Genomic DNA, 21,941 nt, shown 5'->3' with positions numbered 1-21,941 from the left:
TAAAGACAGAAATGAAAAAATACACTTACATATTCATAATAATAGGGATGCTCTTGACTTCCTGCGAAGATTTCCTCTCAGAAAAACCAAGCCTTGGACTTGTGGTTCCAACAAACTTGGATGATTTCGAAGCCCTCCTTAGCAATGATCAGCAAATATTCAATCAAACTCCCGCTATTGGGGAAGTGGCATCAGCTGATTTCAATATTCCATTTCAACATTGGCAAAGTTTAAGGCTAGAGTGGGAGAGACAAGCCTATATCTGGGCTGAGGATGTCAATCAAAATGGAGAGCTTCCTGATTGGTCAGTTCCATTTCAGCAAATATTCTATGCTAATGTTGTGTTAGATGGCTTAGGGACCATAGAAATTACTCAAGATCAAAACGATCGGGCCAAACAACTGGAAGGAATAGCGCTATTTTTCAGAGCATTTGCCTATCATCAATTATTGGAATTATTTACGCCATACACCAGATTTGATGGTGAAGATTCAGAATTTGGGTTGCCCATAAGAATGAACTCCCTTGTAACTCCAAATCCGAATAGAGCCTCAGTAGCAGAGGTAAAGTCCTTAATTAAAGCTGACTTAGAAAAGGCGATCGAATTATTACCATTGAATGAACCTTTAAAAACCCGACCTTCTATTAGTGCTGCTAAAGCACTATTGATGAGGGTTTATTTCATGGAGGGGGATTATTCTTCTGCTTTAGAATTAGGTCAACAATTACACAATGAAGGGCTGACCTTGATTGACTATACACAGCTCCCAGTGACTACCTCTAATCCTTTTGGAATATTCAATCAAGAAGTGATATTTCACAGTCAGTTAATGCTCTATCAATTTTATAATTCACCGCTCACATTTATTGATCAGAATTTATTGGCTCTTTATAATGATAATGACGCAAGAAAGGCTTTGTTTTTCATCAATAGAGGAGGTAATGGATTGAATTTTAAAGCTTTTCATACAGGAAGAGCTACTTGGTTTGGCGGTATAGGCACAAATGAAGTATTATTGACTTATATCGAATGTCTTGTAAGAGCTGAAGATCTCACCTTGGCATCGGAATTATTAAATTCATTTCTTGAATTCAGAATCAAAGATTTTGAGGAGATAACTTTTTCAAGCCAAGAAGAAGCATTAGAAGTGATCCTGTTAGAACGAAGAAAGGAGCTTTCTTTTCGAGGATTAAGGTGGATGGATCTAAAAAGGTTAAACTTTGAAGGATACCAGATAAATCTTCAGAGGGATTTTGGTGAAAGTATTTATTCATTAACTCCTAACAGCCTTGCTTATGTGTTTCCCATTCCACCTCAGGAAATAGATAGAAGTTCAATGATTCAAAACCCTAGATAAAAAAATACCCCGGCTATTTGCCGGGGTAAACTTTTACATTGGAGGCTGATATAGCCCTTGCTCAATACTCTCTTCAATCAGGTTTTCCTCCTTAGGATCATCATTTAAAAAGAGAGCAGTACATACTTCTGTCGGCGCACTGTCACAAGTATAACCAGCTTGTACCGGAGTGCCGCCCACGATCAAGCCAGACCCATCTACTATTGGAACGAATCTAACTTGATTTGCATCTGTTTTTGGCTGAGTAAATGCAAAAGCAAATACCGCAGCGAGCATCATTACACCTCCACGTAGGAGGTTTTTGATATTATTTTTCATAATTTTATGTATTAATTGTTAATAATAATTCCGGTCGTTTTGGGTCCACACACCCTTCCGAGAGGGACGGCCGGTTTTTTTATCCCCCTACTTTCGCTTGGCAACCACCTAGTAGCTTCACAAGCCGTACATTTCTTCTTCTTTCCCATCTAGGAGTAGATTGTATCTACACCTTCATATCATTTCATCTTTCAACATTTTTAATTCTCTCAAAAGCTTTCCGGATCGACAACCCCTTTAACCTTTCTCTTTTTCCCTTTCTCTTTTTTTTCATCCTTCATCCCTCATAATTCCTCCTTTCTTTCATTCCTCTAATTTCCTAATCTTTACCTACCTAGAAAAGTCCAAAAGAGCTAATCAAATAATTTACAGCACATTGGGTCAATTGATCCTTTGATTTTTTATGTATCTTTGGCTACGACCTATTTAATTAACAAAGTCCGATAGCTCAACATGCAAGGTGTAGCTGTCGGATTTTTTCCTTCTAACCTTTTTACTTTTTCATAAAACCCCTAGTATCTCAAAGGAATGTCTACCTCCCTTACTTTCTCTCACTAATCAAATTCAACCCTGCTTCCTTCATCGGTCCCTGAGATTTCCTCCCTCTGGCTTGCCCCGCAGAATTGCGGGGGGTGTCCTGCCGAAGGGTTTACCTTTCCCTTTTCCACTTTTTTCAACTTCTAGTCTTAAAGAACCAGGTTAGTTTTTTCTGATTTTAAGAATGAAATCTTCAAACCACACTCGAACCGTCTAATGCGGGCGGGCTGTTGGGGAACCGGGCGGGCGGTGGCCCTTTGCGGGTTGAAGGATTTTCCCAACTTGATTTTTTTGTTACGTTTTTGATCAAGCAAAAAAGTAAGAGGAAACAACATAGAGTGCTTCAATACTTTCTCTCACTACAAAAAATCTCCACCCATTTTTAGGTTGGAGCAATTGGCTTAAAATTAAATTGGGTATAGATCCGATATACTTTACATATCTGCCTTCCCAATTTAAAAGCATCAATTGGATTTTTTGTTTCTATTCTTTAAAAGTCCGCCGTGGCGGATCATCAATAGCCTGTCCCGAAGGCTTTCGGGAGAAAAAGTAAGGTAAAAAATTATTTTCTCACCATAATCAATCTCCACCTATTTGTAGGTTAAAGCCTTAGCTCCCATACTTTCTCTCACTACCCAAGCTCAACCTTCATCCTTTCCAAATCTATTAATTCCCTATTGTCCAAAGGGATACCTCTGCTTCATAATAAACCCATTGCTAGGACTCACTGTTAGGTGGAGGCATACGTTAACCCAAACAAATATTAGCTCTTATTAAATTTCTCCAGTCGCTATACGCCAAAAAATCAATTTAATGTTCCCGTATTTTACTGGTCATTCCTATAAACACTCCAATATCCAAATACAGCTATCCCTAAAAAAACCAAATTAAATATCAAATGCTCCATCCAGCTTAACTCTGAAATCACTCCACCACAAGAACAGGGGATACGACCAAAAATTCCTGTAAGAACCAGCCCTACATATATTGTAAAACTGGCCATTACAAAAATGCTGAAAAGAAATCCATATCTTCTGATTGAGGGAGAGAACAGAAAGATGACTAGAAATAACTCTACAGCTGGAATCAGGAAAAGTAAAATATCAGCCATCCAAACGGGGAATACTTGATTGTACAAAGCAGACCTAGTCCCTTCCCAATCAATCAACTTACTCACTGCGGTATACATAAATAGGAATATCAATAGCCAAGAGGAGATTTCACTTATAAAGTTTCGGTATTTTAAAGATTTGCTTTTCATCTTCTCAAAGCTAGAATCTTCTATTCTCTTAAAACAGTCCAAATGAACCCTTATTCAATGTCTTTAATTTTGGTTCATTTGGACTAAAATGATTTTGTAGATAGGATTTTTAAAATAAGGACTCTAATTTTTCATCCAAATGAGAAAAGGATGCTTTAATGGAAAAGGAGTTTTTGGAAGAAATTAAAAAATGCTGTACCATCATATCCAATCATTTTCCTTACAATGGAGTCAAATTTAATAAACTACCCTGGAATGACTTGAAGAACTACCTGTTTGATAAAAGTTATCCCGCTGGTGAGGAACTCAAGCCTTCATTAGTCAGGGAAATAAAAAGCAGAATGATCCTAGAAGGTTTAGTGGTTGCTTATGAAATGAGTAGCGAACTGGATTGGAAAATGTACAGAGTTTATGAAGAAGGAGATATTGTGGTGGACCTGGACTCCCTTAGGTCAGGGAATCCTTCTGTCATCAGGTTTCAAGCTTATACAAAAGTGAGATTAGCAGAATTGACTAATCACAATGAAAATCTTTTGCTTAAACAATACCCTAAAATGAATCAACTATCTATATTGATTAATCAATATATGTATAGCAGGGAAGCAGCTTTTGCAAAACTACTAAGCATGTCTAACTTTGAGAAATACAATGCTTTTTTGAGTAACTATAGAAAAACTGCAAACTCACTCAAAGTTCAAGAAATGGCTGAACTACTCAATTTCAGTATTTCAACTTTTAAAAGGCTGAGAAAGCGGAAGGATTAAATTTTGTTCTAAAACTTAATCACTGGTCTTTTAATCCTGATTTAGGTTATAAATAATTTATTTTTGCTTTAAATTTATATTTTATTGAATTTTTCTTATCTAAATATAGGGTTAATGTCTCTTATTTGATTTATATACTGAAAAAAAGTGAAGATAATTTGACTTTTTCACAATCCTGAATCTAAATTTATAATAGGCCTTCTGTTTTTCTAGTCTTTAAAGGGTGAGAAGGGAGTTGCTCTTCTTTTATGAGACTAAGGTTCTTTTATTCAATTATTTAATTTAAAAATTATGGAGAAGGAAAAATTAATGCTTGATTTAAAAGCCAAATTGGATGGATTGGCTGTAGTAAACCTTGAAGCTTATCAAAAGCTGATGGAATTCGTAGAATTTAAAACTTTCAAAAAAGGAGACTTGATTCGGAAAGCAGGAGAACAGGAACATTATTCCTACTATCTCTTTGAAGGAGTCTTGGCTTTTGAGAAAAACGAAAGGATGGTAAGGCTATTTTTTGAAGATCAGGTTGTCTTTGATTTAAATGCCTACCAATCGGGCATGCCAAGTCAGTACAGTATAGTTGCACTCAAGGATAGTATTTTATCTAGACTTTCGCATAACGCTGAGTTGGAGGTCTTAAATAAACTTCCTGAATTCAGTGCATTATCTCAAGCTTTGCAGCAAAAAGCAAAAAATGCAGATGACCTCTGGGTTCTGATTTCTCAGAAACATTACCGAGATGCCTATACATTGCTCAATAAGTATTTTAAAGGATTTTTTAGAGAACTTACTCCCAGTCAGTTAGCACAACTCTTTAACCTAGACAAGAGAACGATTAGCAGACACAATAAATACTTACATCAAATCAAAGAATATCCAATTGCGAAGGTCAAAATGGGGGAGATACTAAACTATGACTTCTTCTCTGCTTTGCATCTAGATGCAAGATTGATTACTGATAAAGTTATTGCCTGGCTCAAAAAAGTGGGTTTACTGGCAAATTCCAATCAAATCAGGAAGTTTAGAGAAAATAAGATGACCTATCTCGCCGCTAGGTTATATCCAGAGGCATCTCCTCAGAAAAGTATTTGGATAGGAAAATTATATGCATGGCTTTTCTTAATGGATGATTATACTGACAAGTTGCCTAAAGGGAAAAAGTTAAACTTCTGGGCGATAATGGGAGACGAGGTAGGGAATATCATGGATCCTTATTATCAAGCACCGTTAGTAAACGAGAATGTATTTATAAGCGCTTTTGAAGATTTGTGGAAAGCCTTTACAAATTTGAATGCGGAGTGGTATAGGGCACATTTTAGAAATGAAATGCTCGCCTATCTAGTGAACAATCTTTGGGAGGCTAATAACAAAGATTTTGATCGTATTCCTCCATTGGAAGAATATTTAGCTAAGAGACCCTATTTTTCTGGTGGAAGAATAGCTCTTGAATTGATTCCCTTATGTTTAGGAGGAGAACCCGAGGAGGTAAAATGGTCTTGGGAAAAATTGGAAATGCTTAGAAAGCTTGCAGCTGAATTGATTTTTATCAGCAACGATATTCTTTCTTATCATAAAGAAGCTGAAATCAATGATTGTCACAATTGGATTGCACTCTTGATGGAACATCAGCGATTAAGTAAAAATGAAGCAATGGATAAATTGCTTCAAAGGCATGATCAACTGCTACATACATTTGAATCTAAAGTCAAACTTTTTACAGAAAATTACAAACTGGAAGATGCACTGATGCTTTCGATGATCAAAAACATAAAATTTCAAATTAGTGGAACAGTGACTTGGTCAGTAGAAGATACCAAGCGCTATCTCCCTGATAAAGAAATTGTACAAGAGCCAGCTAGATTAAAGAAGCTAGCTTAGCCGGTATATGCATTTTGTTTTTAGTACAGGTTCAATCTCTCACTAATGGGATTGATTTTAAGATCAAAAAAATAAATAAACAGGTTTAATTTAAAGCAGAAAGTTATGTTGAGGGAATATGCTAAAGATTTGATTTCAAATCTTGAACAGGAAATTAGTATGCTGACATTAGAGGACAGCAATAGATTACAACAACTGGAAAAGGCCTTTCATTTAGCTGAAAAGGCAGTATTGTCCATAAGATCATATTTGGATACCTATAAATTTCAATCTGAGGAAGAAGAAATCTCCTTTTTCAAACTGATCAATCCGCTCTTGCTCAAAGAAGCATTTTATTATGCTGAGCTATTTGCAATAGAATCCAAAAAACCTCTTGGGAGTAGTAAAAGAGTGAAGTCTTACTATTGTAAAGTCATCAGGAGAACCAATAAGCTATTGCAAGACCATAAAGATTTATTCTATTATGTCAAGCTTGAAAAGACTAATCTCGATCGATTTTATTTTTTAAGAAGTTCGGAAAACAATTTGAAGCAACCAGCAGGAGAGCTCCTGTATATGGATACAAAATATGTCACTTTACAAAGCTATAACTTAGGTAAAATCTACGCTTGGATCCAAGTAATTGAGCAGATACAGGAGGAGATTTTGATTCTTGATGGACAACAGGGAATCAGTACCTCAGTAAAACAAGGATTGACATGGACTGCCCCAAAAGTACAGCTGATCGAATTGATTTATGCACTCAAAGCATCCGGAGTTTTCAACAATGGAAATGCGGATATCAAACAGATTGCAAATGCTTTGGGATGTCTTTTTGATAAAAAACTGACCGATTATTACAGGACTTTCCAAGAGATTAGAGGAAGGAAAAAAAGCAGAACTGTATTCTTGGATATCATGCAAGAAAGACTCGTGAAATGGATGGAAGAAGGGGAGGGGCTCAATTGAAGAAGTGTACCTAATCATTAAAAACAAAAGATCATGAAATCAAAAATAATAATTATTGTAATCGCCTTTTTAGCGTTTAGTGCTTGTAAAAGTGGTCCTGAAAAAGCTGCGAAGAATTTTACAGAAAATTTATTTACTGGGAAAATTGAAGAGGCTAAAAAGTATGCGACTGAATCCACGGTATTTATGTTGGATTTAGGTTTGAGTACAGGAGCAATACCCATTGATCCTAATTTCAAATTCAAAATGGTGAAGGATTCTATAGTTCAAAAACAGGCTTGGGTCACTTTTATTGATCATAAAGGCAACAAGGACAAACTGATGCTAGTCAAAATTGACTCTAAATGGCTGGTCCATTTAGATTTCAGTATGTAGCGTAAGAGACTGTTTGCTAAACCTTTCAAAGAAAAAGCTGAGTGTATTGAAAATATACTCAGCTTTTTTAATTCAAAAACACTTTTTTTCACCCCTCTTAGGAATAACTACTGAATAAATTTTTAGCCTGCTGATCATCTTTGATCCTCTGTTAATCAAAGAAATCAGCACTTATGCTTTACACTTACCTGAATCTTTCTTTTTCCTTGACTTTATATGTACTGATACTCTTATCAATACTCTACTATGCACTCCTAATCCCTCTCTTTTTTAAAAAGGATGTGGTTAGATTTTTTACTTCTGTGACGGCTTTACTTTCTCCTCAAGTGGATATGAACGCTGCCCTAAAAGAATATAGAGAGTGGCTGGATATGGTTCGAGGGCTTCGACCTGATCAAAAGGTCAAAGCTATCCAAGCACTTGAAAACGCTGAATTTCTTAATAAGACTCCCTTTAAGTCTCAGCTAGATCTGGATGAAATCTGGAAGGAACATCTTGAACGTCTTCGTTTACAACAAATCAAAAACCAAAATCAATGATCATGAAGCATCTTAACAAGAAATGGACACTCACCTTATCACTTTGCTGTCTGATTTGCCTTGCCTATGCACAGGACGGGAACTCAGGAATCAATGCAGCGACACAGCAGGTAAGAAGTTATTTTCAATCAGGGGTAAATCTGATGTATGCCATTGGTGCTATAGTCGGGTTGATAGGAGCCGTGAAAGTATTTAACAAATGGAATTCGGGAGAACCGGATACTGGAAAAGTTGCAGCAGCATGGTTTGGAAGCTGTGTCTTTTTGGTAATTGTGGCTACAGTGTTGACCAGCTTCTTTGGATAAAATGATTAAAACTTATCCGATCAATAAAGGGGTGAACAAACCCATGGAGTTCAAAGGATTCCAAGCACAATACATTGCCTATATGGGAATTGGCCTATTAGGCGTGTTAGTGCTGTTCACCACCTTTTATCTGACTGGCATGCCAATGCTGATAAATGCCATCATCTGCGGGTTGGCATTTGCAACTTTGTATTCTAAGGTTTATGCGCTTAATAGAACCTTTGGCGCTTATGGAATGATGAAGCAAATGGCTTTAAGACAAGTCCCTAGGGCTATCAAGTTGAGAGATAGAAGGTTTTTATTGAATCTAAAAAAATCTACCTATTTATGATTGCACAAAAGTCCGCCAAGGAAATGGAAGCACTGTTTCCTTTGCTTTCTATAGAACAGGATCTGATTATTTCAAAGCAGGCTGACATTACGGCTTGCTTTGAATTGCAGCTTCCTGAAGTTTTCACGCTTTCTCAAGGGAGGTTTGAAGCGCTTCATGAAGCTTTTGTAAAAGCAATTAAGCTCCTGCCTTCTGGGTTTATCTTTCATAAACAGGATTGGTTTTTAGAACAAAGCCATCAAGCAGATTTTGAGGCTGATCAAGGTTTTTTGGATAGATGCAGTGAAAGTTTCTTTCATGAAAGACGGGTATTGACTCACCAAAGCATTTTGATGCTGACCAAGAAAAATCCTGAAACGAAGCCTTTGGATTCTTCTTTATCTAATTTACTGCGAAACCATTTGGTAAGCAAAGAACTCCTTGATTCTTCTTTTATTCCTGATATGGAAACCACCTTGGGACAGGTTGTACAAGTCCTGGTTGATGGGGGAATTGGGGTTAATAGACTGAAAGATTCTGATTTGTTGGGATTGAATAGCCCGATTTTATTGCAAACTGGTTTGGGCAAGTCTAAGGAGTTGGCAGATATTCAGTTTTTTCCTGATTGGAATATTGGAGGAAACTATCCCTTGTTGTATGCTTTGGCAGATACGGCTGATATGCCTAATCTATGCGCTCCTGTTCAGGTTTATGAACCTTATACGACAGATAAGAGCCCATTTCATAGTGCTTACACAGCTCCGGTTGGGGTGCTTTTGCCCTGTAATCATTGCTTCAATCAATATATTTTTATTGATGATAGGTTGAAGATGACCAAAGAATTGGAAGCGAAGCGATTGCGCATGTTTTCTCTTTCTGCTTACAGCAGAGAAAATGCCATAGCTGCCGATGCCATCCAAGATTATTTAAATGAAGCCATCAAAGAGGGGAGAACACCAGTACATGCCCATTTCAATTTACTCTGTTGGATGGAGGACAGACAAAAACTTCCTGAGCTGAAAAATAGTGCAGCTGCTGCATTAGCTAAGATGAATTTGCTTCCAAAATTGGAAACAATTGGTGCGCCTCAAATCTATTGGGCAGGAATACCTGGGAATCAAGGTGCATTTCCTATGAATGAAGCATTTACGACTTTTTCAGAAACTGCTGCTTGCTTTCTGATACCTGAAACACAATACCGCTCTTCCCCAGGAAGGTTTGGAATCAGATTGGGGGAACGGATTTATGGTTCTCCAATTCAAGTGGATTTATCCGATGAGCCCATGAAAAAAGGCTGGATTACCAACAGGAATAAGTTTGTCTTGGGTCCGTCTGGCTCTGGGAAAAGCTTTTTTACTAACCACATGGTCAGAAGTTATTACGAACAGGGAACACATGTGGTCTTGGTGGATGTGGGTCATTCATATAAAGGTCTCTGCGATTTGGTTGGTGGATATTATTTTACTTACGAAGAAAAACACCCCATTCATTTTAATCCTTTCTTCCTTGGAGATCAAGTGCTGGATACTGAGAAAAAAGAGAGTCTCAAAACTTTGCTTTTGGCACTTTGGAAGAAGGATGATGAGAAATTTACAAGAAGTGAATATGTGGCAATCTCCAATGCCTTGAAAGCTTATTATGTCCACTTGGATGCAAATCAAAAATGCTTTCCATGCTTTGACACTTTCTATGAATTTTTACAAGCGGATTTTGCTTTGGCTTTGAGCAAGGAAAAGGTGAGTACCAAAGATTTTGATTTAGCCAATTTCCTATATGTCCTCAAACCTTATTATAAGGGAGGTGAATTTGATTATTTACTGAATGCCAAAGAGAACTTAGATCTGCTCAACCAAAGGTTTATTGTCTTTGAATTAGATAACATCAAAGATCACCCAATTCTCTTCCCAGTGGTAACACTGATCATTATGGAGATTTTCATTTCCAAAATGAGAAAGTTGAAGGGGATTAGGAAAATGATTTTGATAGAGGAAGCATGGAAGGCCATTGCCAAAGAGGGAATGGCAGAATACATCAAATACCTGTTCAAGACTGTCAGGAAGTTTTTCGGAGAAGCCATCGTGGTCACTCAGGAGGTGGATGATATTATCAGTTCACCTGTAGTCAAAGATGCAATCATCAACAATTCAGATTGTAAAATCCTTTTGGATCAGTCCAAATACCAAAACAAATTCCATCAGATTCAAGAATTACTTGGACTTACCGAAAAGGAAAAGATGCAAATCCTTTCGATCAATAAGGCCAATGATCCAAAGCGGAAATATAAAGAGGTTTTTATCGGTCTTGGGCCAGTCGGTAGAGTCTATCGGACAGAAGTCAGCTTGGAGGAATACCTCACTTACAGCACCGAAGAAGCAGAAAAGCATAGACTAGAGGAATTGACCAAGCAATACAAGGGGGATAGAAAACAAGCCATCAAAGCCATGGCTGCTGAAATCAGATCTCAAAATAAACCTTAAATCAATGATGAAAATACTCAAGTGTTCATGGTCTTCCATTATAGCCAAAAGCATGATTTGTCTCTTGATGGGATTGATGGTTTGCACTCAACCCAAACCAGTGGAGGCAGCTCCTATAGCTATTGCTGAGATTATCAGGCAAGGAGTGAAAAAGGTAATTATTGCAGTAGATCTTCAAATACAGCGCTTACAAAATGAAAGTATTTGGCTTCAGAATGCTCAGAAAACTATTGAGAATGCACTGTCAAAACTCAGACTGGAAGAGATAGCAGATTGGACAGGAAGGCAAAAAACACTTTACGAAGACTATTATCAAGGGCTTTGGAGAGTAAAAAATCTGATTAGCCAATATCAAAGAGTGAAGGACATTGCCAAGATTCAAGCAGCGCTACTCAATGAATACCAGCAAACTTGGAGGCTTCTTACGCAAAGTGGAGATTTTACTTTCGAGGAATTACAGAAAAAGCAGGTGATCTATTCAGGTATTCTTCAAGAAAGTCTTCTTCACTTGGATCAACTTACTTTTTTGATGAAAAATCAACTGACCAACATAGGTGATGCCGGCAGGCTAGATGGGATTCATGAATTGGGGATGAAAATCCAAGTGAATTATGATGCGCTCCGAAGGTACAACACGCATAATCTGCTGATTTCTCAATATAGGAAGCAAAGTAAAAAGGAATTGAATACGCTAAAATCAATACAACAATGAAAGCAAAAGCCTTATTGATCATGGGTGTACTCTTGTTCTTTTGCCAAATGTCTGTTGCACAAACTTTCAATGAATGGTTCAGGCAGAAGAGAACACAAAAGGAATATCTGATTACCCAAATTGCTGCTTTAGAAGTGTACGGAAATCTTTTGCAAAAAGGGTATCAGACTTTCCAGGCTGGGAGCGGGATGGTCAGGGAAATCAAATCAGGAGAATTCAGCCTACACTCAAACCACCTTCATACAATGCTGGGATTAAGTCCTCAATTGGAACCTTTAGCGAATGCAGTTCAACTGACACAAGAGTACCTAGGTTTGGCGGTAGCAATCAGAAGTTCAAGACAACGCATGCAAAAGATGAATCTCGATACGGAAGAACGGCTGTTTTTAGGTGAGGTCTATGCGGGAATGCTCGCAAAGACTTTGGAAGCAACGATTAAAATGGATGCGTTCATTCGACCGGGAAACTATCAAATGGAACCTGAACAGAGATTAACCTTAATCAAATCCATGCAAGAGGAACTAGAAGCCATCAACAATGATCTTTTTGCGCTGAATAGAATGCTGGATTTCCATCAAGCTTATGGCTCTAAGATCAAAAGAGAAAATCAAGTTTTACAAAACATCCTACTCAGATGAAATCATATACCTATGCTATACTTCTGCTATTCTTTTTGACTTTGAACTCCTCAAAGTCTAAAGCACAAGAACAAGAAGTGGTTCAACTCCTGCTCAATGTCGAAAAGCTAGAGCAATTCAGAGGAATCTATTCAAATATGCTCAATGGTTATCAAATTCTGACTCGAGGATATAATGGAATAAGAGATTTAAGTCAAGGAAATTTCAGTTTGCACAAAGTGTTTATGGATGGTCTCAGTGAGGTTAATCCGAATATTAGCAATTACAGAAGGGTAGGGGAAATCATCAGATTCCAAGCTTTCATCCTTCAAACTTATAGAGCGGCTTATAACAGTTTTAGAAATGCAGGGGTGTATCGCATGGAGGAGCTGGATTACCTGATGGCTGTTTACCAAAACCTTTTTAAGCTATCACTCAGAAATCTGGATGAAGTGATCATGATCATCACTTCTGGAAGTTTGACCATGTCTGATGAACAAAGACTCAAGGCCATTGATCGCATTCACTCGGAGTCGGACAGCATGTTTAAGTTCCTAATTTCTTTTAATAACAATGTTAAAGCCCTTGGGCTGATGCGCCAAAAGGACAAGAATTCAATGGCTACACTTGAAGAAATAAATCGATGAGTAATAAAAATATGCAAATGAAGATACCTCAATTTAAGCTTTTCAAAATAGAATTAGTAAGGTGGAAACCTTTGGTAAACAGGCAAAATGGGCTTGCATTCTTCTTTTTGTTCTTACTGAGTCCTTTTGATCTTTTCGCTCAGGTAGGAAATAATCAAATAGGTGGATTTCATCAAGTATTGGACAACCTCTATATGGACATGATTCCGCTAAGCAGCCAATTGATAGGAGTTTCTAGAGCGATTGCTGGCTTTGCTGCTATATTTTATATTGGTTCTAGGGTTTGGAAACACATTGCACAAGCTGAAACTGTTGATTTTTATCCCTTGCTGAGACCCTTTGCTCTGGGTTTAGCCATTCTCCTCTTTCCTTCTGTTTTAGCCTTGATGAATGGGATTTTACAACCTGTTGCTAACGTCACCAATGCCATGGTGGTGGGAACCAACAGCTCTATAGCTGAATTGCTGGCAGAAAAGAAGCGTATACAAGACACTGGATTTTATGGAGAACTTTATCCTTTTGACGATGGTGTTGATGAAAGCGACCTATATTATAAATATGCCAACCCTGAAGAAGAATCTAATAATTCATCAATAATTGATAGGTTTAGCTCATCCATTAGGATGACCATGGAAAGAGTTGCCCATGAATTCAAAACCAGTATCAAGAGATGGATGAGTGAAATCCTTCAGGTTTTATTTATGGCAGCAAGTCTGGCAATCAATACCATCCGCACTTTTTATTTGATTGTTTTGGCCATTCTTGGCCCGCTGGTTTTTGGACTTGCTGTATTTGATGGATTTCAGCAAACGCTCAATAACTGGATTGCCAGATATATCAATGTTTTTATGTGGCTACCTGTAGCCAATATATTCGGTGCTATCATCGCCAAAATACAGGAAAACATGCTGCGGATTGACTTGGCTCAATTGGGGAATGAAGGAAAGACCTTCTTCTCACAGGCGGATACTGCCTATCTCATTTTTATGGTCATCGCCATCATTGGCTATTTCACAGTGCCTTCTGTGGCCAATTACATCATCAGTCCAGGAGGAAGAGATAGTCTCCTACATAAAGCTACAGGAATGGCGATGGCTGCTCCCATAGTTGCTACCAAATTGATCAAGTGATTTCTAATTAGAAAAGAATAAAAAGATGATGCAACCAATCAAACAACTCAAGAACATTCAGACTGCTTTTCAAATGGTCAGAGGTTTTGCATTGCTGATAGCTGGAGGTGCTTTTCTGATGACAGCAGCGGTGTTTATATACCACAGCCATGAATTGAAGTCACTCAATCAAAGGGTCTATGTCTTAGCAAATGGGCAGGTCTTGGAAGCTTTTGCAAGCAGTAGAGATGCTCAAGTAGAAGTGGAGGCAAATAGTCATATCAATAGATTTCATCAGCACTTTTTTGAACTGTCTCCTGACGAACAACTGATAGCCAACCAAATCAATGCTGCGCTCTATTTGGCTGACCAATCAGCAAAAAGGGCTTATGACAACCTCAAAGAAAAAGGTTTTTACAATCAATTGCTGGCAGGGAATGTCTCTCAAGAAATTGAAATGGATTCAATTCAAATTAGCCTAGAGGCCCATCCTTATGAATTCACTTATTACGGCAAACAAAAGATTGTACGGACTACCTCAGAAGTGATAAGAGTCCTTATCACCAGAGGAAGGCTAAGAGAAGTCGCCCGATCAACACATAATCCCCACGGATTTTTGATTGAACGATGGGAAACCTTACTGAATGAAGACATCAAAGTAACCAAACGCTAAGACCATGGAAAACATAATTCATAAAGGTATAACTCCTGAAAAAGTAAGTTTAGCTGAATTGCTCTTTTACAAGGAAAAGCAAATCAAAATGGCTGTTGCGCATTATCTCCATCAATTGGAAGTAAGACTCTCCATTCAACAGCGAATCTGCACCTACCTCCTTTTGGCATTTGTGTCCTCAGGCTTATTGGTACAAGGCTTATTTAAAAGCACAATCTCTAGCAATCCCAAGTCTCCTAAGTCAATTTCAATCAGTGCAGGGGATATGAAACCGGTGGGTTTATTCCCTGTTTGGCAAGACTCTTTAGAAAATAAATTTCAACCAAAAACAAATACATCATGGAAAATCAACGATTAAAATTCGATCAAAAAAAAGTACTGCTTTTAGTATTTCCACTATTCGCAGTACCATTGCTTCTGTTTGGGATTACGCTACTTGAACCTGCTCAGCATATTGAGGAAAGTACAGGCTTGAAGGCTGATATTCCTGAGGTGATGCTAGAAGAAAGTCAAGCCAACAAATGGAATACTTATGAAATAGCTTTGGATAAAGAAAGAAAACTTAAGGAAGAAATCAGAATGGATCCTTATGCCCAAACTGTTGAGGAGCCAGACTTGAGTTTGAAGGACTCCAATCAGGATATCCTTTTTAATTCTGAGTTGCATGCCTCGGATCAAAAGCTGAAAGCTCAAGAAATAGCACTTGAGGAAAAGCTGCAAAGCTTGATTAAGCTGACTTCCCAACAGGAAACAATGACCCTGAATCAAAAGCAGAATCCAAACATCAGTTTACCAAATCATTTTGATCCTGCTTATGAATTAAATCATAACATTCCTTTGGAACGAGCTTCAACCGCAGGAGATATTGATCGACTTGAAGCATTGATGGAAAAACTTCATAACAAACATTTAGAACCAGATCCGGAATTGTTACAATTGGAAGGGTTGATGGATAAAGTTCTTGCATTGCAATATCCAGATAGATTTGCGCCTCCAGTTTCAGAAGGAGTAGGAGAAAAGCCGTTTTTCTCAGTCCATACAAAAACTGAAGCATTAAAGAATGAAAATGAAGTGGTAGGTGAGGAGGAAAATGGATTTTTTGGATTGGGAAGTCTTGAACAAATGGTAGTGCCAGTCCCTGCTTCTTTTCCAGCGATAATTGGTGAAGATAAACAATTGGTATCTGGAAGCAGCATCAAAATGACATTAACAGAACCTGTCGAAATCAACGGTTTGACCTTTGAGTCTGGTGCTGCAGTGCATGGAGTTTGTCAATTAGATGGTGAGAGACTCAAAATAAAAGTTGATCACATCCGCTATGAAAATCACCTGATACCTGTTAAACTGGAAGTTTTTGGAATGGATGCCTTGCCAGGCGTAGCCATACCAGGAGCCATTGGTAGGGATGCTGCAAAAGAAGGCTTGGGACAAGGTGTTCAAGGCTATGCACCTGTGCAACCTGGATTTACTTTAGAAGCACAATTAGCTTCAACAAGTGTAGAAACAGCAAGAGGATTTCTAAGTAAAAAGACTAGACTCAAGAAAGTGAATGTCAAACAAGGCCATCCTTTACTTCTAGTTGATCAAGCTTAATTCCTGAATATGAAAAACAGTATAAATATTATGTTCTTGTTGCTTTTGATGGTACTTGCCCCATTAGCGGTATTTGGACAACAACAATCTAAAATAATCAGCCATCCAACTCCTCTTGAAGTGGCTTGGGATAAGACAACTGTTTTGGTTTTAGATGGGAATATCCTTTCAGTTGATAGAGGAAGCAAAGCATTGCTAGCTCAAAAGGATGCCGCAGCAAGCAATATCCTTAAACTCAAAGGAGGGAAGCGCTACTTTGAAAATACTAACCTTCATGTTGTTACAGATCAGGGTTTGGTTTACAAGTTTGAGGTTCAGTATTCAGATTATCCGATGAAAACAACTTACGATCTGATGCAGAGCGAAAAACTGACTTTGGATTTTCCACATGATCAGGCAGATTTCCTCAATTGTGTCAATCAAATTATTGGCAATCCTATGCGATCGATCAAAAAGCAGCGCAAGCACCGTATGGCCTATCATCTATTTGGGATTTATCAAAAAGATGGCGTGCTCTATTTTCAATTGGGTTTGGAGAATCAGTCTAATATTCCTTTTGAAATCGAAGAAATCAATGCGGTCATCAGAGATAAAAAACAAGTAAAAAGGACAAGTGTCAGAGAAGATTTTATTCCCCAGCGCTATGAATACCTTCAGCAAGGTTCAAATCTTTCATCCAAAGACACCAAGGTTATGGTACTGGCTTACCCCCAGTTTACAATAGCAGACAAAAAACAACTACATCTGCTGCTTCACGAAGAAAAGGGTGATAGAAATATGAGCCTTAAAATCAAAGGGAAACGTCTTTTGAAAGCCAAAAGACTATATGATATTAACCATTAAATCTTATCAATTATGGATCAGGAAAATTTAGATTACCTCAAAGACAAATTAAAGTATTCAGGATTTGAAGACAAGTTGAATGTGGAACTTGAAAAACAGATCAAAGCAGGAAAGGAAGCTTTTGAACTGCCAATAAGTATGAAATTCGAAGAGAAGAATATTGATTTCAACTTACATTTCAAACAGTCCAGTCAAAGTGAACGGTATTTCTTTAACAAAATGGATGTAATGCTGCATAATGCCAATCCTGCCATTGCCATGAAAGAACATACATTTTATCAAAATCAAGGACTCTCTGCCAAAGAAGCTTTCAACTTGATGGAAGGAAGAGCGGTTGAAAAAAGTTTGTTGAATGCTGACAATGAACCTTACAAGGCTTGGCTTCAATTGGATTTGGGGGTAAAAGAGGAGAATGGCAACTTCAAATTGAATCAATACCATGAAAATTATGGGTTTGATATGAAGAAGGTGTTAGAGGATTTGCCTATCAAGGAAATGCAGGATCCTACCAAATCTGAGTGGTTACTCAAAGCAGTGAGTAAGGGGAATATTTACCCAGTTACTATGGAAAGAGGAGGGAAGGAAGAAATTATGTTTATTGAAGCAAATCCAAAATTCAAATCCATCAATGTTTATGACAGTGAAATGCGGACAGTCAAAACAAATGATTTGAAATTGGATAAAGGGGAAGGTCAGGAAGAGTCTAAAAAAAAAGACGTGAATTATAAAGAGAAGCTGAAAAGCAAAGTTGAAATCAACATGCCGAAAACTCCTAAGCTTCCAAAAGCTGCAAGAGCAAAGGGAATATAAAGTTTTATTTTATTTGGTGTTGAGTGTTATTAAACCACTGACTCGCTTGAGTCAGTGGTTTTTTAATTTTTAAATTTCGCTCTCTATTGATTCTTCTATGAGCTAATTAAATGCTCAGGCTAGTAATTGATTAAGCTTTAAATATTGAAGCAACATAATTGTTTTTGCATCACAGATTTCACCGGATGATATCATTGCAATAGCTTTTGCGAATGGAAGCTCCAAAACTTCAATATTCTCCTGTTCTTCAACAAGTCCACCACCATTCGCTACCTTCATATTTTCGGTATATTCTCCAATGAAAAAATGTAAAATCTCAGTGACTGAGCCAGGAGACATGTATGATTCAAATATTTTCTCTACTTTTTCTACACGGTAACCAGTTTCTTCTATTACTTCTTTTCTAATACATTCATCAGGATTGTCTTTGTCCAAAAGACCAGCACACGCCTCAATTAAAAAACCATCTTCATTCCCATTTAGATAAGTAGGCATTCTAAATTGCTTTACTAAGATCACTGAATTTTTAGAAGTGTTGTAAAGCATAATAACGGCTCCATTTCCTCGGTCATAAGACTCTCTGGATTGCGTCTGCCAATTCCCGTTTTTTTGTTGGTATTCAAAAGTAATTTTTTCAAGTTTGTACCAGTTTTTGGAAAGGACTTCTCTGGTAATATTTCTGACTTTCTTATTCTTCATTGGGGATTTCTTCGAGGTGATAATATATTTTAAGACCCATTTCCTGGGCAATTTTCACATCTTGATCTGCCCCTTTAGACTCACCAGATATCCTGAATACGGCGTCACATTTTTTCAATAACTTATGGGCAACTGGATATTGAATTTCATTCCAAACCCTATCTCCTATTTCTGTTGATCCAGCTAGTCTCATCAGAGGTAAGGCTATCCATTCTCCAATGATTGGGATGTGTCCTTTTTTGAAGAGTGGAAGGGCCATCGCTTCTAGATTATCCATATTTTGTTTGATAAGTAGTGGATCATCTTGGGTTCCACTTCGGTAAGGTCCTGCAATTAATATTAACATAGCTTAATATTTTTGATCAAATTAAGAGCATAAAGAACTTAGAAAGAATAATATACATTAAGATTTTTTACTTTTAGCCTGTTTTTTAGGATCTCTGACTGTACTCAAAAATTCAGGAGTTACTCCTATATATGAAGCAATTTGCTTGAGGGTGACTTTTTCGGATATAACTGGATATTTAGCTAAGAAATTCTCATAACGCTCTTTCGCAGGTAGTGTCAGATTTTGAATCATTCTGAGCTGTTCTCTACAATAAGCATTCTGCATCAAAATTCGGAAGAATTTATTGAACTCTGGAATTTCTTCAAAAATTTGATCAAGTCCACCTTTTGATAAACACAGAACTTCACTATCCTGCATAGCTTTTAATTGAATCATTGCGGGCTTACTGTTTAAAAAGCAAAACATATCTGTAACCCACCAATCTTGGATGGCAAACATTACCGTTGATTCCTTACCATTTTGGCTCAAACAATAAGCTCTCAATAGACCAGAATTAACAAAATATATGTATTTGCATACACTACCTTGCTCTATCAGATAATTATTTTTTTTGACACTTCTTTCTTCAATCAAGGATTCAATAAGAATCATTTGTTTTGAATTTAAGCTGATGTGTTTAGAAATATTGGAAATCAATAATGAAGTATTCATCAAGAATATGAATTTAAAAATCAATTTATAGTGAACTCAATTAATCAAAGAGAGCTTATTTTTAAACCATTAGAATTAATCAACAAACTTTCTAAATATATTTAAAAAAATAAGCAATTTAAAATCACTCAATAATAGATGTAAATACTTTAGGGAGTTTTCGTGTTATAAAAGAGAGGTTTTACATCTGAACTACTAAAGGTAATGGTATAAAGATTATTTTGAGTGGGCTGTGTTGATCATTTTAAAAAGTTGATTTCCCATTCAAGCTTTGAAAGCTTTACTTTCAATAACTCAATAGATAAGATCAATTCTGTAAATGTTGGAGGGTTTTCTTCATAAATCATCTCTTCACGCATCTTTTTGTAATCGGCTTCCCAAGCATCAATCACATTTGGCAATGGTGTTGGATTCAGTGCTTTTGGAAAAAGCCCATTATAATCCACACCGCCCACTTTTGAAAAAGAATATCTATGGTTGACTATTGTTTCATAAAGTTCTTGGTCATAAAAGGCTTTTTCTGCCACTTCAGAACTTGCTAATTGATGGATGTCATACAAATGTCTGCTTAAACGATCAATTCTAATTTTTTCTGGAGGCCTGTGAAACTCCTCATGAAGTAAAAATAGCTTTTCTAAAAATGTTCTTTCAGGATTTACCGTTGGAATATTAATTAATGGTGAGGCAAATGTTTTACCTTGATAGAGTTCATCTACAAGTGATCCAAATTGTCTTATGGTGAATGGTTCACGTAATGATCTACAACCCACTTCGATTTGTACTCTTGGTAGAACGTAATTTGGTGTTTCAAATAGATTTGGATAGTGAATTAGAATAACTCTAGGATCTTGATCACTATCCTTTGCCTCAACCACTTCAAAGCTTAGATTTTCAAATCCTTTTTCATTGAAGCGTGTTTCTAGCTCCATACAAAATGGTCCAGTTGTATACTCACCAGCTTTTTTTCTAAGATTGGTTCTTTGCTTTTTTGAAAGTTCTCCCTCGAAACCTAGGAAAGCACGATCAATTGCTAAATCAACATCTTCTGAAAACCGCTTAATAAGTTTCCATGCTTTACTTAAAGATGTTCCCCCTTTGAAAACGAGATGTTTACCCACTTCCATTTCAAATATTATAGTTAAGGCCTGAGTTACCCACCAGTCTTTCTCGATAGCAAATGAAGGCATACCTGTTGTATTACTGATATCCTGAAATATGAGTTTTCTTTCAGATTCATTAAGAGTATAAAATTTAGTTTTCTCCATTCTTTAACGCTTTTTTCATAATTCCTTGAATCCAAACTGGTGCAAGTTCAATATCATGGATTAAATTCTTTTTGTCTTCTTCCTTAAGCAGGTTAAGTATCTTGGTTTCTTCAACTTTTGAAAGATTCCCATTTCCTATTTCTTTTAGAGCTTGTATGACAAGACGGCTTATTTTTCCTTTAGCCAACAAATTTTTTGGGGTTGTTTTTTTAAACTTAATCGTACGCTTTCCTATTTTTATTTCTCTTGGTGTGCCATCAGTTAATAAAACAATCCGCATGGGTACCTGAGTGCTTAATCCTAATGCATTGAGAGCATAAGCGCCAGTTGGCATAGTTCTTATCTTATCTCGCTTGATGATAGCTTCAGCAACTTCCTCAGCAGAAGGCATTACTTGACCAATTAGTTTACTTTTTTTGGGTCTAGTATAAATACCTCGAGAAATGCGGGAGATGATCATCTTATCTTCTAATCTATCTAATGCTTTTCTTATAGCATCTGACGATCCTAGATCTGTGAAGTCACCGGAAAAAAACAAAGATCCTAAGGGTCTCCGTTTAATTGATTTTTCTACCTGTTTTTCAACACTTTCCACAATTATATTTTCATTTATTTGTCACAAATATAGGTTTTTTTTGTGACACTTTATCTAATAAATTTGTCACAAATTATGTCAATAATTGTGACAGAATAAAAGATAAGTTTTAATTATATTGCCCTAATTAATTGATTAAATTTCAAGTAATTGGATTCAAGACTTTTCAACATACTCCTTATTATTCCATCTAATGAAGACAATTAAAAAGGGTCAATTTTAATTGGAATTCCATTATAGTACAAATTTAGTTTTTTGCCTGCTGTAGCGCCCAAGAGCTTCCGGCATAAACACGTGTCTCCCCGCAAGGC

The 21,941-nt window shown here is 37.0% G+C and carries 25 protein-coding genes; 18 read left to right on the top strand and 7 right to left on the bottom strand.

Annotation, left to right across the window (positions count from 1 at the left end):
- Positions 1–11: 11 nt before the first annotated feature.
- A complete protein-coding gene (locus IEV57_RS04725; protein ID WP_188440157.1) occupies positions 12–1,358 on the top strand; it encodes a RagB/SusD family nutrient uptake outer membrane protein in 1,347 nt (448 codons plus the stop codon).
- A 33-nt stretch (positions 1,359–1,391) separates the two neighbouring features.
- Here the strand turns inward: IEV57_RS04725 and IEV57_RS04720 are convergent, their stop codons facing one another.
- Both IEV57_RS04720 and IEV57_RS04715 read right to left on the bottom strand, forming a co-directional pair.
- The gene (locus IEV57_RS04720; RefSeq protein WP_188440156.1) at positions 1,392–1,676 is read right to left on the bottom strand and encodes a hypothetical protein; all 285 of its coding nucleotides are present in this window, start codon (positions 1,674–1,676) and stop codon (positions 1,392–1,394) included.
- A gap of 1,363 nt (positions 1,677–3,039) precedes the next feature.
- Complete coding sequence (locus IEV57_RS04715; RefSeq protein WP_188440154.1) at positions 3,040–3,474, bottom strand: MauE/DoxX family redox-associated membrane protein; 435 nt, start codon at positions 3,472–3,474, stop codon at positions 3,040–3,042.
- A gap of 158 nt (positions 3,475–3,632) precedes the next feature.
- Here IEV57_RS04715 and IEV57_RS04710 point away from each other — a divergent pair, with 158 nt between their 5' ends.
- The 17 genes from IEV57_RS04710 to IEV57_RS04630 all read left to right on the top strand — a co-directional run bounded on the left by IEV57_RS04710 (position 3,633) and on the right by IEV57_RS04630 (position 18,071).
- Positions 3,633–4,238 carry a cyclic nucleotide-binding domain-containing protein gene (locus IEV57_RS04710; RefSeq protein WP_188440152.1) on the top strand — a complete coding sequence of 202 codons (606 nt, stop codon included), beginning with the start codon at positions 3,633–3,635 and terminating at the stop codon, positions 4,236–4,238.
- A gap of 291 nt (positions 4,239–4,529) precedes the next feature.
- Complete coding sequence (locus IEV57_RS04705) at positions 4,530–6,113, top strand: terpene synthase family protein (protein ID WP_188440151.1); 1,584 nt, start codon at positions 4,530–4,532, stop codon at positions 6,111–6,113.
- A 105-nt stretch (positions 6,114–6,218) separates the two neighbouring features.
- Positions 6,219–7,061: an RteC domain-containing protein gene (locus IEV57_RS04700; RefSeq protein ID WP_188440150.1), complete on the top strand. Its 843-nt coding sequence runs from the start codon at positions 6,219–6,221 to the stop codon at positions 7,059–7,061.
- A gap of 33 nt (positions 7,062–7,094) precedes the next feature.
- Entirely contained in the window at positions 7,095–7,436 is a 342-nt protein-coding gene (locus IEV57_RS04695) for a nuclear transport factor 2 family protein (protein ID WP_188440149.1), read from the top strand.
- A gap of 173 nt (positions 7,437–7,609) precedes the next feature.
- Positions 7,610–7,975, top strand: a complete 366-nt coding sequence (locus tag IEV57_RS04690; protein ID WP_188440148.1) for a hypothetical protein — start codon at positions 7,610–7,612, stop codon at positions 7,973–7,975.
- A 2-nt stretch (positions 7,976–7,977) separates the two neighbouring features.
- Positions 7,978–8,280, top strand: coding sequence for a DUF4134 domain-containing protein (locus IEV57_RS04685; RefSeq protein ID WP_188440146.1), 303 nt, complete (start codon positions 7,978–7,980; stop codon positions 8,278–8,280).
- Position 8,281: 1 nt separating this feature from the next.
- Positions 8,282–8,611 carry a DUF4133 domain-containing protein gene (locus tag IEV57_RS04680; RefSeq protein WP_188440144.1) on the top strand — a complete coding sequence of 110 codons (330 nt, stop codon included), beginning with the start codon at positions 8,282–8,284 and terminating at the stop codon, positions 8,609–8,611.
- Entirely contained in the window at positions 8,608–11,067 is a 2,460-nt protein-coding gene (locus tag IEV57_RS04675) for a TraG family conjugative transposon ATPase (protein ID WP_229744230.1), read from the top strand. Before IEV57_RS04680 ends, IEV57_RS04675 begins: the two co-directional genes overlap by 4 nt.
- A gap of 4 nt (positions 11,068–11,071) precedes the next feature.
- Positions 11,072–11,779 carry a conjugal transfer protein TraI gene (locus tag IEV57_RS04670; RefSeq protein WP_229744229.1) on the top strand — a complete coding sequence of 236 codons (708 nt, stop codon included), beginning with the start codon at positions 11,072–11,074 and terminating at the stop codon, positions 11,777–11,779.
- Positions 11,776–12,417, top strand: coding sequence for a hypothetical protein (locus IEV57_RS04665; protein WP_188440142.1), 642 nt, complete (start codon positions 11,776–11,778; stop codon positions 12,415–12,417). The genes IEV57_RS04670 and IEV57_RS04665 overlap by 4 nt, the downstream gene beginning before the upstream one ends.
- Positions 12,414–13,043 carry a TerB family tellurite resistance protein gene (locus IEV57_RS04660; RefSeq protein WP_229744228.1) on the top strand — a complete coding sequence of 210 codons (630 nt, stop codon included), beginning with the start codon at positions 12,414–12,416 and terminating at the stop codon, positions 13,041–13,043. Before IEV57_RS04665 ends, IEV57_RS04660 begins: the two co-directional genes overlap by 4 nt.
- Positions 13,044–13,060: 17 nt before the next feature.
- Positions 13,061–14,173, top strand: coding sequence for a conjugative transposon protein TraJ (gene traJ, locus IEV57_RS04655; protein ID WP_188440140.1), 1,113 nt, complete (start codon positions 13,061–13,063; stop codon positions 14,171–14,173).
- A gap of 25 nt (positions 14,174–14,198) precedes the next feature.
- Positions 14,199–14,825 (top strand): conjugative transposon protein TraK, encoded by a 627-nt coding sequence (traK, locus tag IEV57_RS04650; protein WP_229744227.1) that lies wholly within the window; start codon positions 14,199–14,201, stop codon positions 14,823–14,825.
- A gap of 4 nt (positions 14,826–14,829) precedes the next feature.
- Positions 14,830–15,183, top strand: a complete 354-nt coding sequence (locus IEV57_RS04645; protein WP_188440137.1) for a hypothetical protein — start codon at positions 14,830–14,832, stop codon at positions 15,181–15,183.
- Positions 15,165–16,418, top strand: a complete 1,254-nt coding sequence (gene traM / locus IEV57_RS04640; protein WP_188440136.1) for a conjugative transposon protein TraM — start codon at positions 15,165–15,167, stop codon at positions 16,416–16,418. Before IEV57_RS04645 ends, traM begins: the two co-directional genes overlap by 19 nt.
- A 9-nt stretch (positions 16,419–16,427) precedes the next feature.
- On the top strand, positions 16,428–17,261 hold the full coding sequence (gene traN / locus IEV57_RS04635; RefSeq protein WP_188440133.1) for a conjugative transposon protein TraN: 834 nt from the start codon (positions 16,428–16,430) through the stop codon (positions 17,259–17,261).
- 12 nt (positions 17,262–17,273) lie between these two features.
- Positions 17,274–18,071 carry a hypothetical protein gene (locus IEV57_RS04630; RefSeq protein WP_188440131.1) on the top strand — a complete coding sequence of 266 codons (798 nt, stop codon included), beginning with the start codon at positions 17,274–17,276 and terminating at the stop codon, positions 18,069–18,071.
- 114 nt (positions 18,072–18,185) lie between these two features.
- Here IEV57_RS04630 and nudK read toward each other — a convergent pair whose 3' ends face one another.
- From nudK to IEV57_RS04605, 5 genes are all read right to left on the bottom strand, one after another.
- Entirely contained in the window at positions 18,186–18,770 is a 585-nt protein-coding gene (gene nudK / locus IEV57_RS04625; protein WP_188440129.1) for a GDP-mannose pyrophosphatase NudK, read from the bottom strand.
- Positions 18,760–19,116, bottom strand: a complete 357-nt coding sequence (locus IEV57_RS04620) for a DUF4406 domain-containing protein (protein WP_188440128.1) — start codon at positions 19,114–19,116, stop codon at positions 18,760–18,762. Before IEV57_RS04620 ends, nudK begins: the two co-directional genes overlap by 11 nt.
- A 57-nt stretch (positions 19,117–19,173) precedes the next feature.
- Positions 19,174–19,770 carry a Crp/Fnr family transcriptional regulator gene (locus IEV57_RS04615; RefSeq protein WP_188440126.1) on the bottom strand — a complete coding sequence of 199 codons (597 nt, stop codon included), beginning with the start codon at positions 19,768–19,770 and terminating at the stop codon, positions 19,174–19,176.
- Between the two features lie 239 nt (positions 19,771–20,009).
- Complete coding sequence (locus IEV57_RS04610; protein ID WP_188440124.1) at positions 20,010–21,035, bottom strand: nucleotidyl transferase AbiEii/AbiGii toxin family protein; 1,026 nt, start codon at positions 21,033–21,035, stop codon at positions 20,010–20,012.
- Positions 21,022–21,630: a DUF6088 family protein gene (locus IEV57_RS04605; RefSeq protein WP_229744226.1), complete on the bottom strand. Its 609-nt coding sequence runs from the start codon at positions 21,628–21,630 to the stop codon at positions 21,022–21,024. Before IEV57_RS04605 ends, IEV57_RS04610 begins: the two co-directional genes overlap by 14 nt.
- Positions 21,631–21,941 lie beyond the last annotated feature (311 nt).

Origin of the sequence: Belliella aquatica (assembly GCF_014637795.1) — a bacterium.
Classification (GTDB): domain Bacteria; phylum Bacteroidota; class Bacteroidia; order Cytophagales; family Cyclobacteriaceae; genus Belliella; species Belliella aquatica.
Note: the sequence above shows the minus strand (reverse complement) of the source record. Positions and strands in the feature narration are given on the sequence as shown.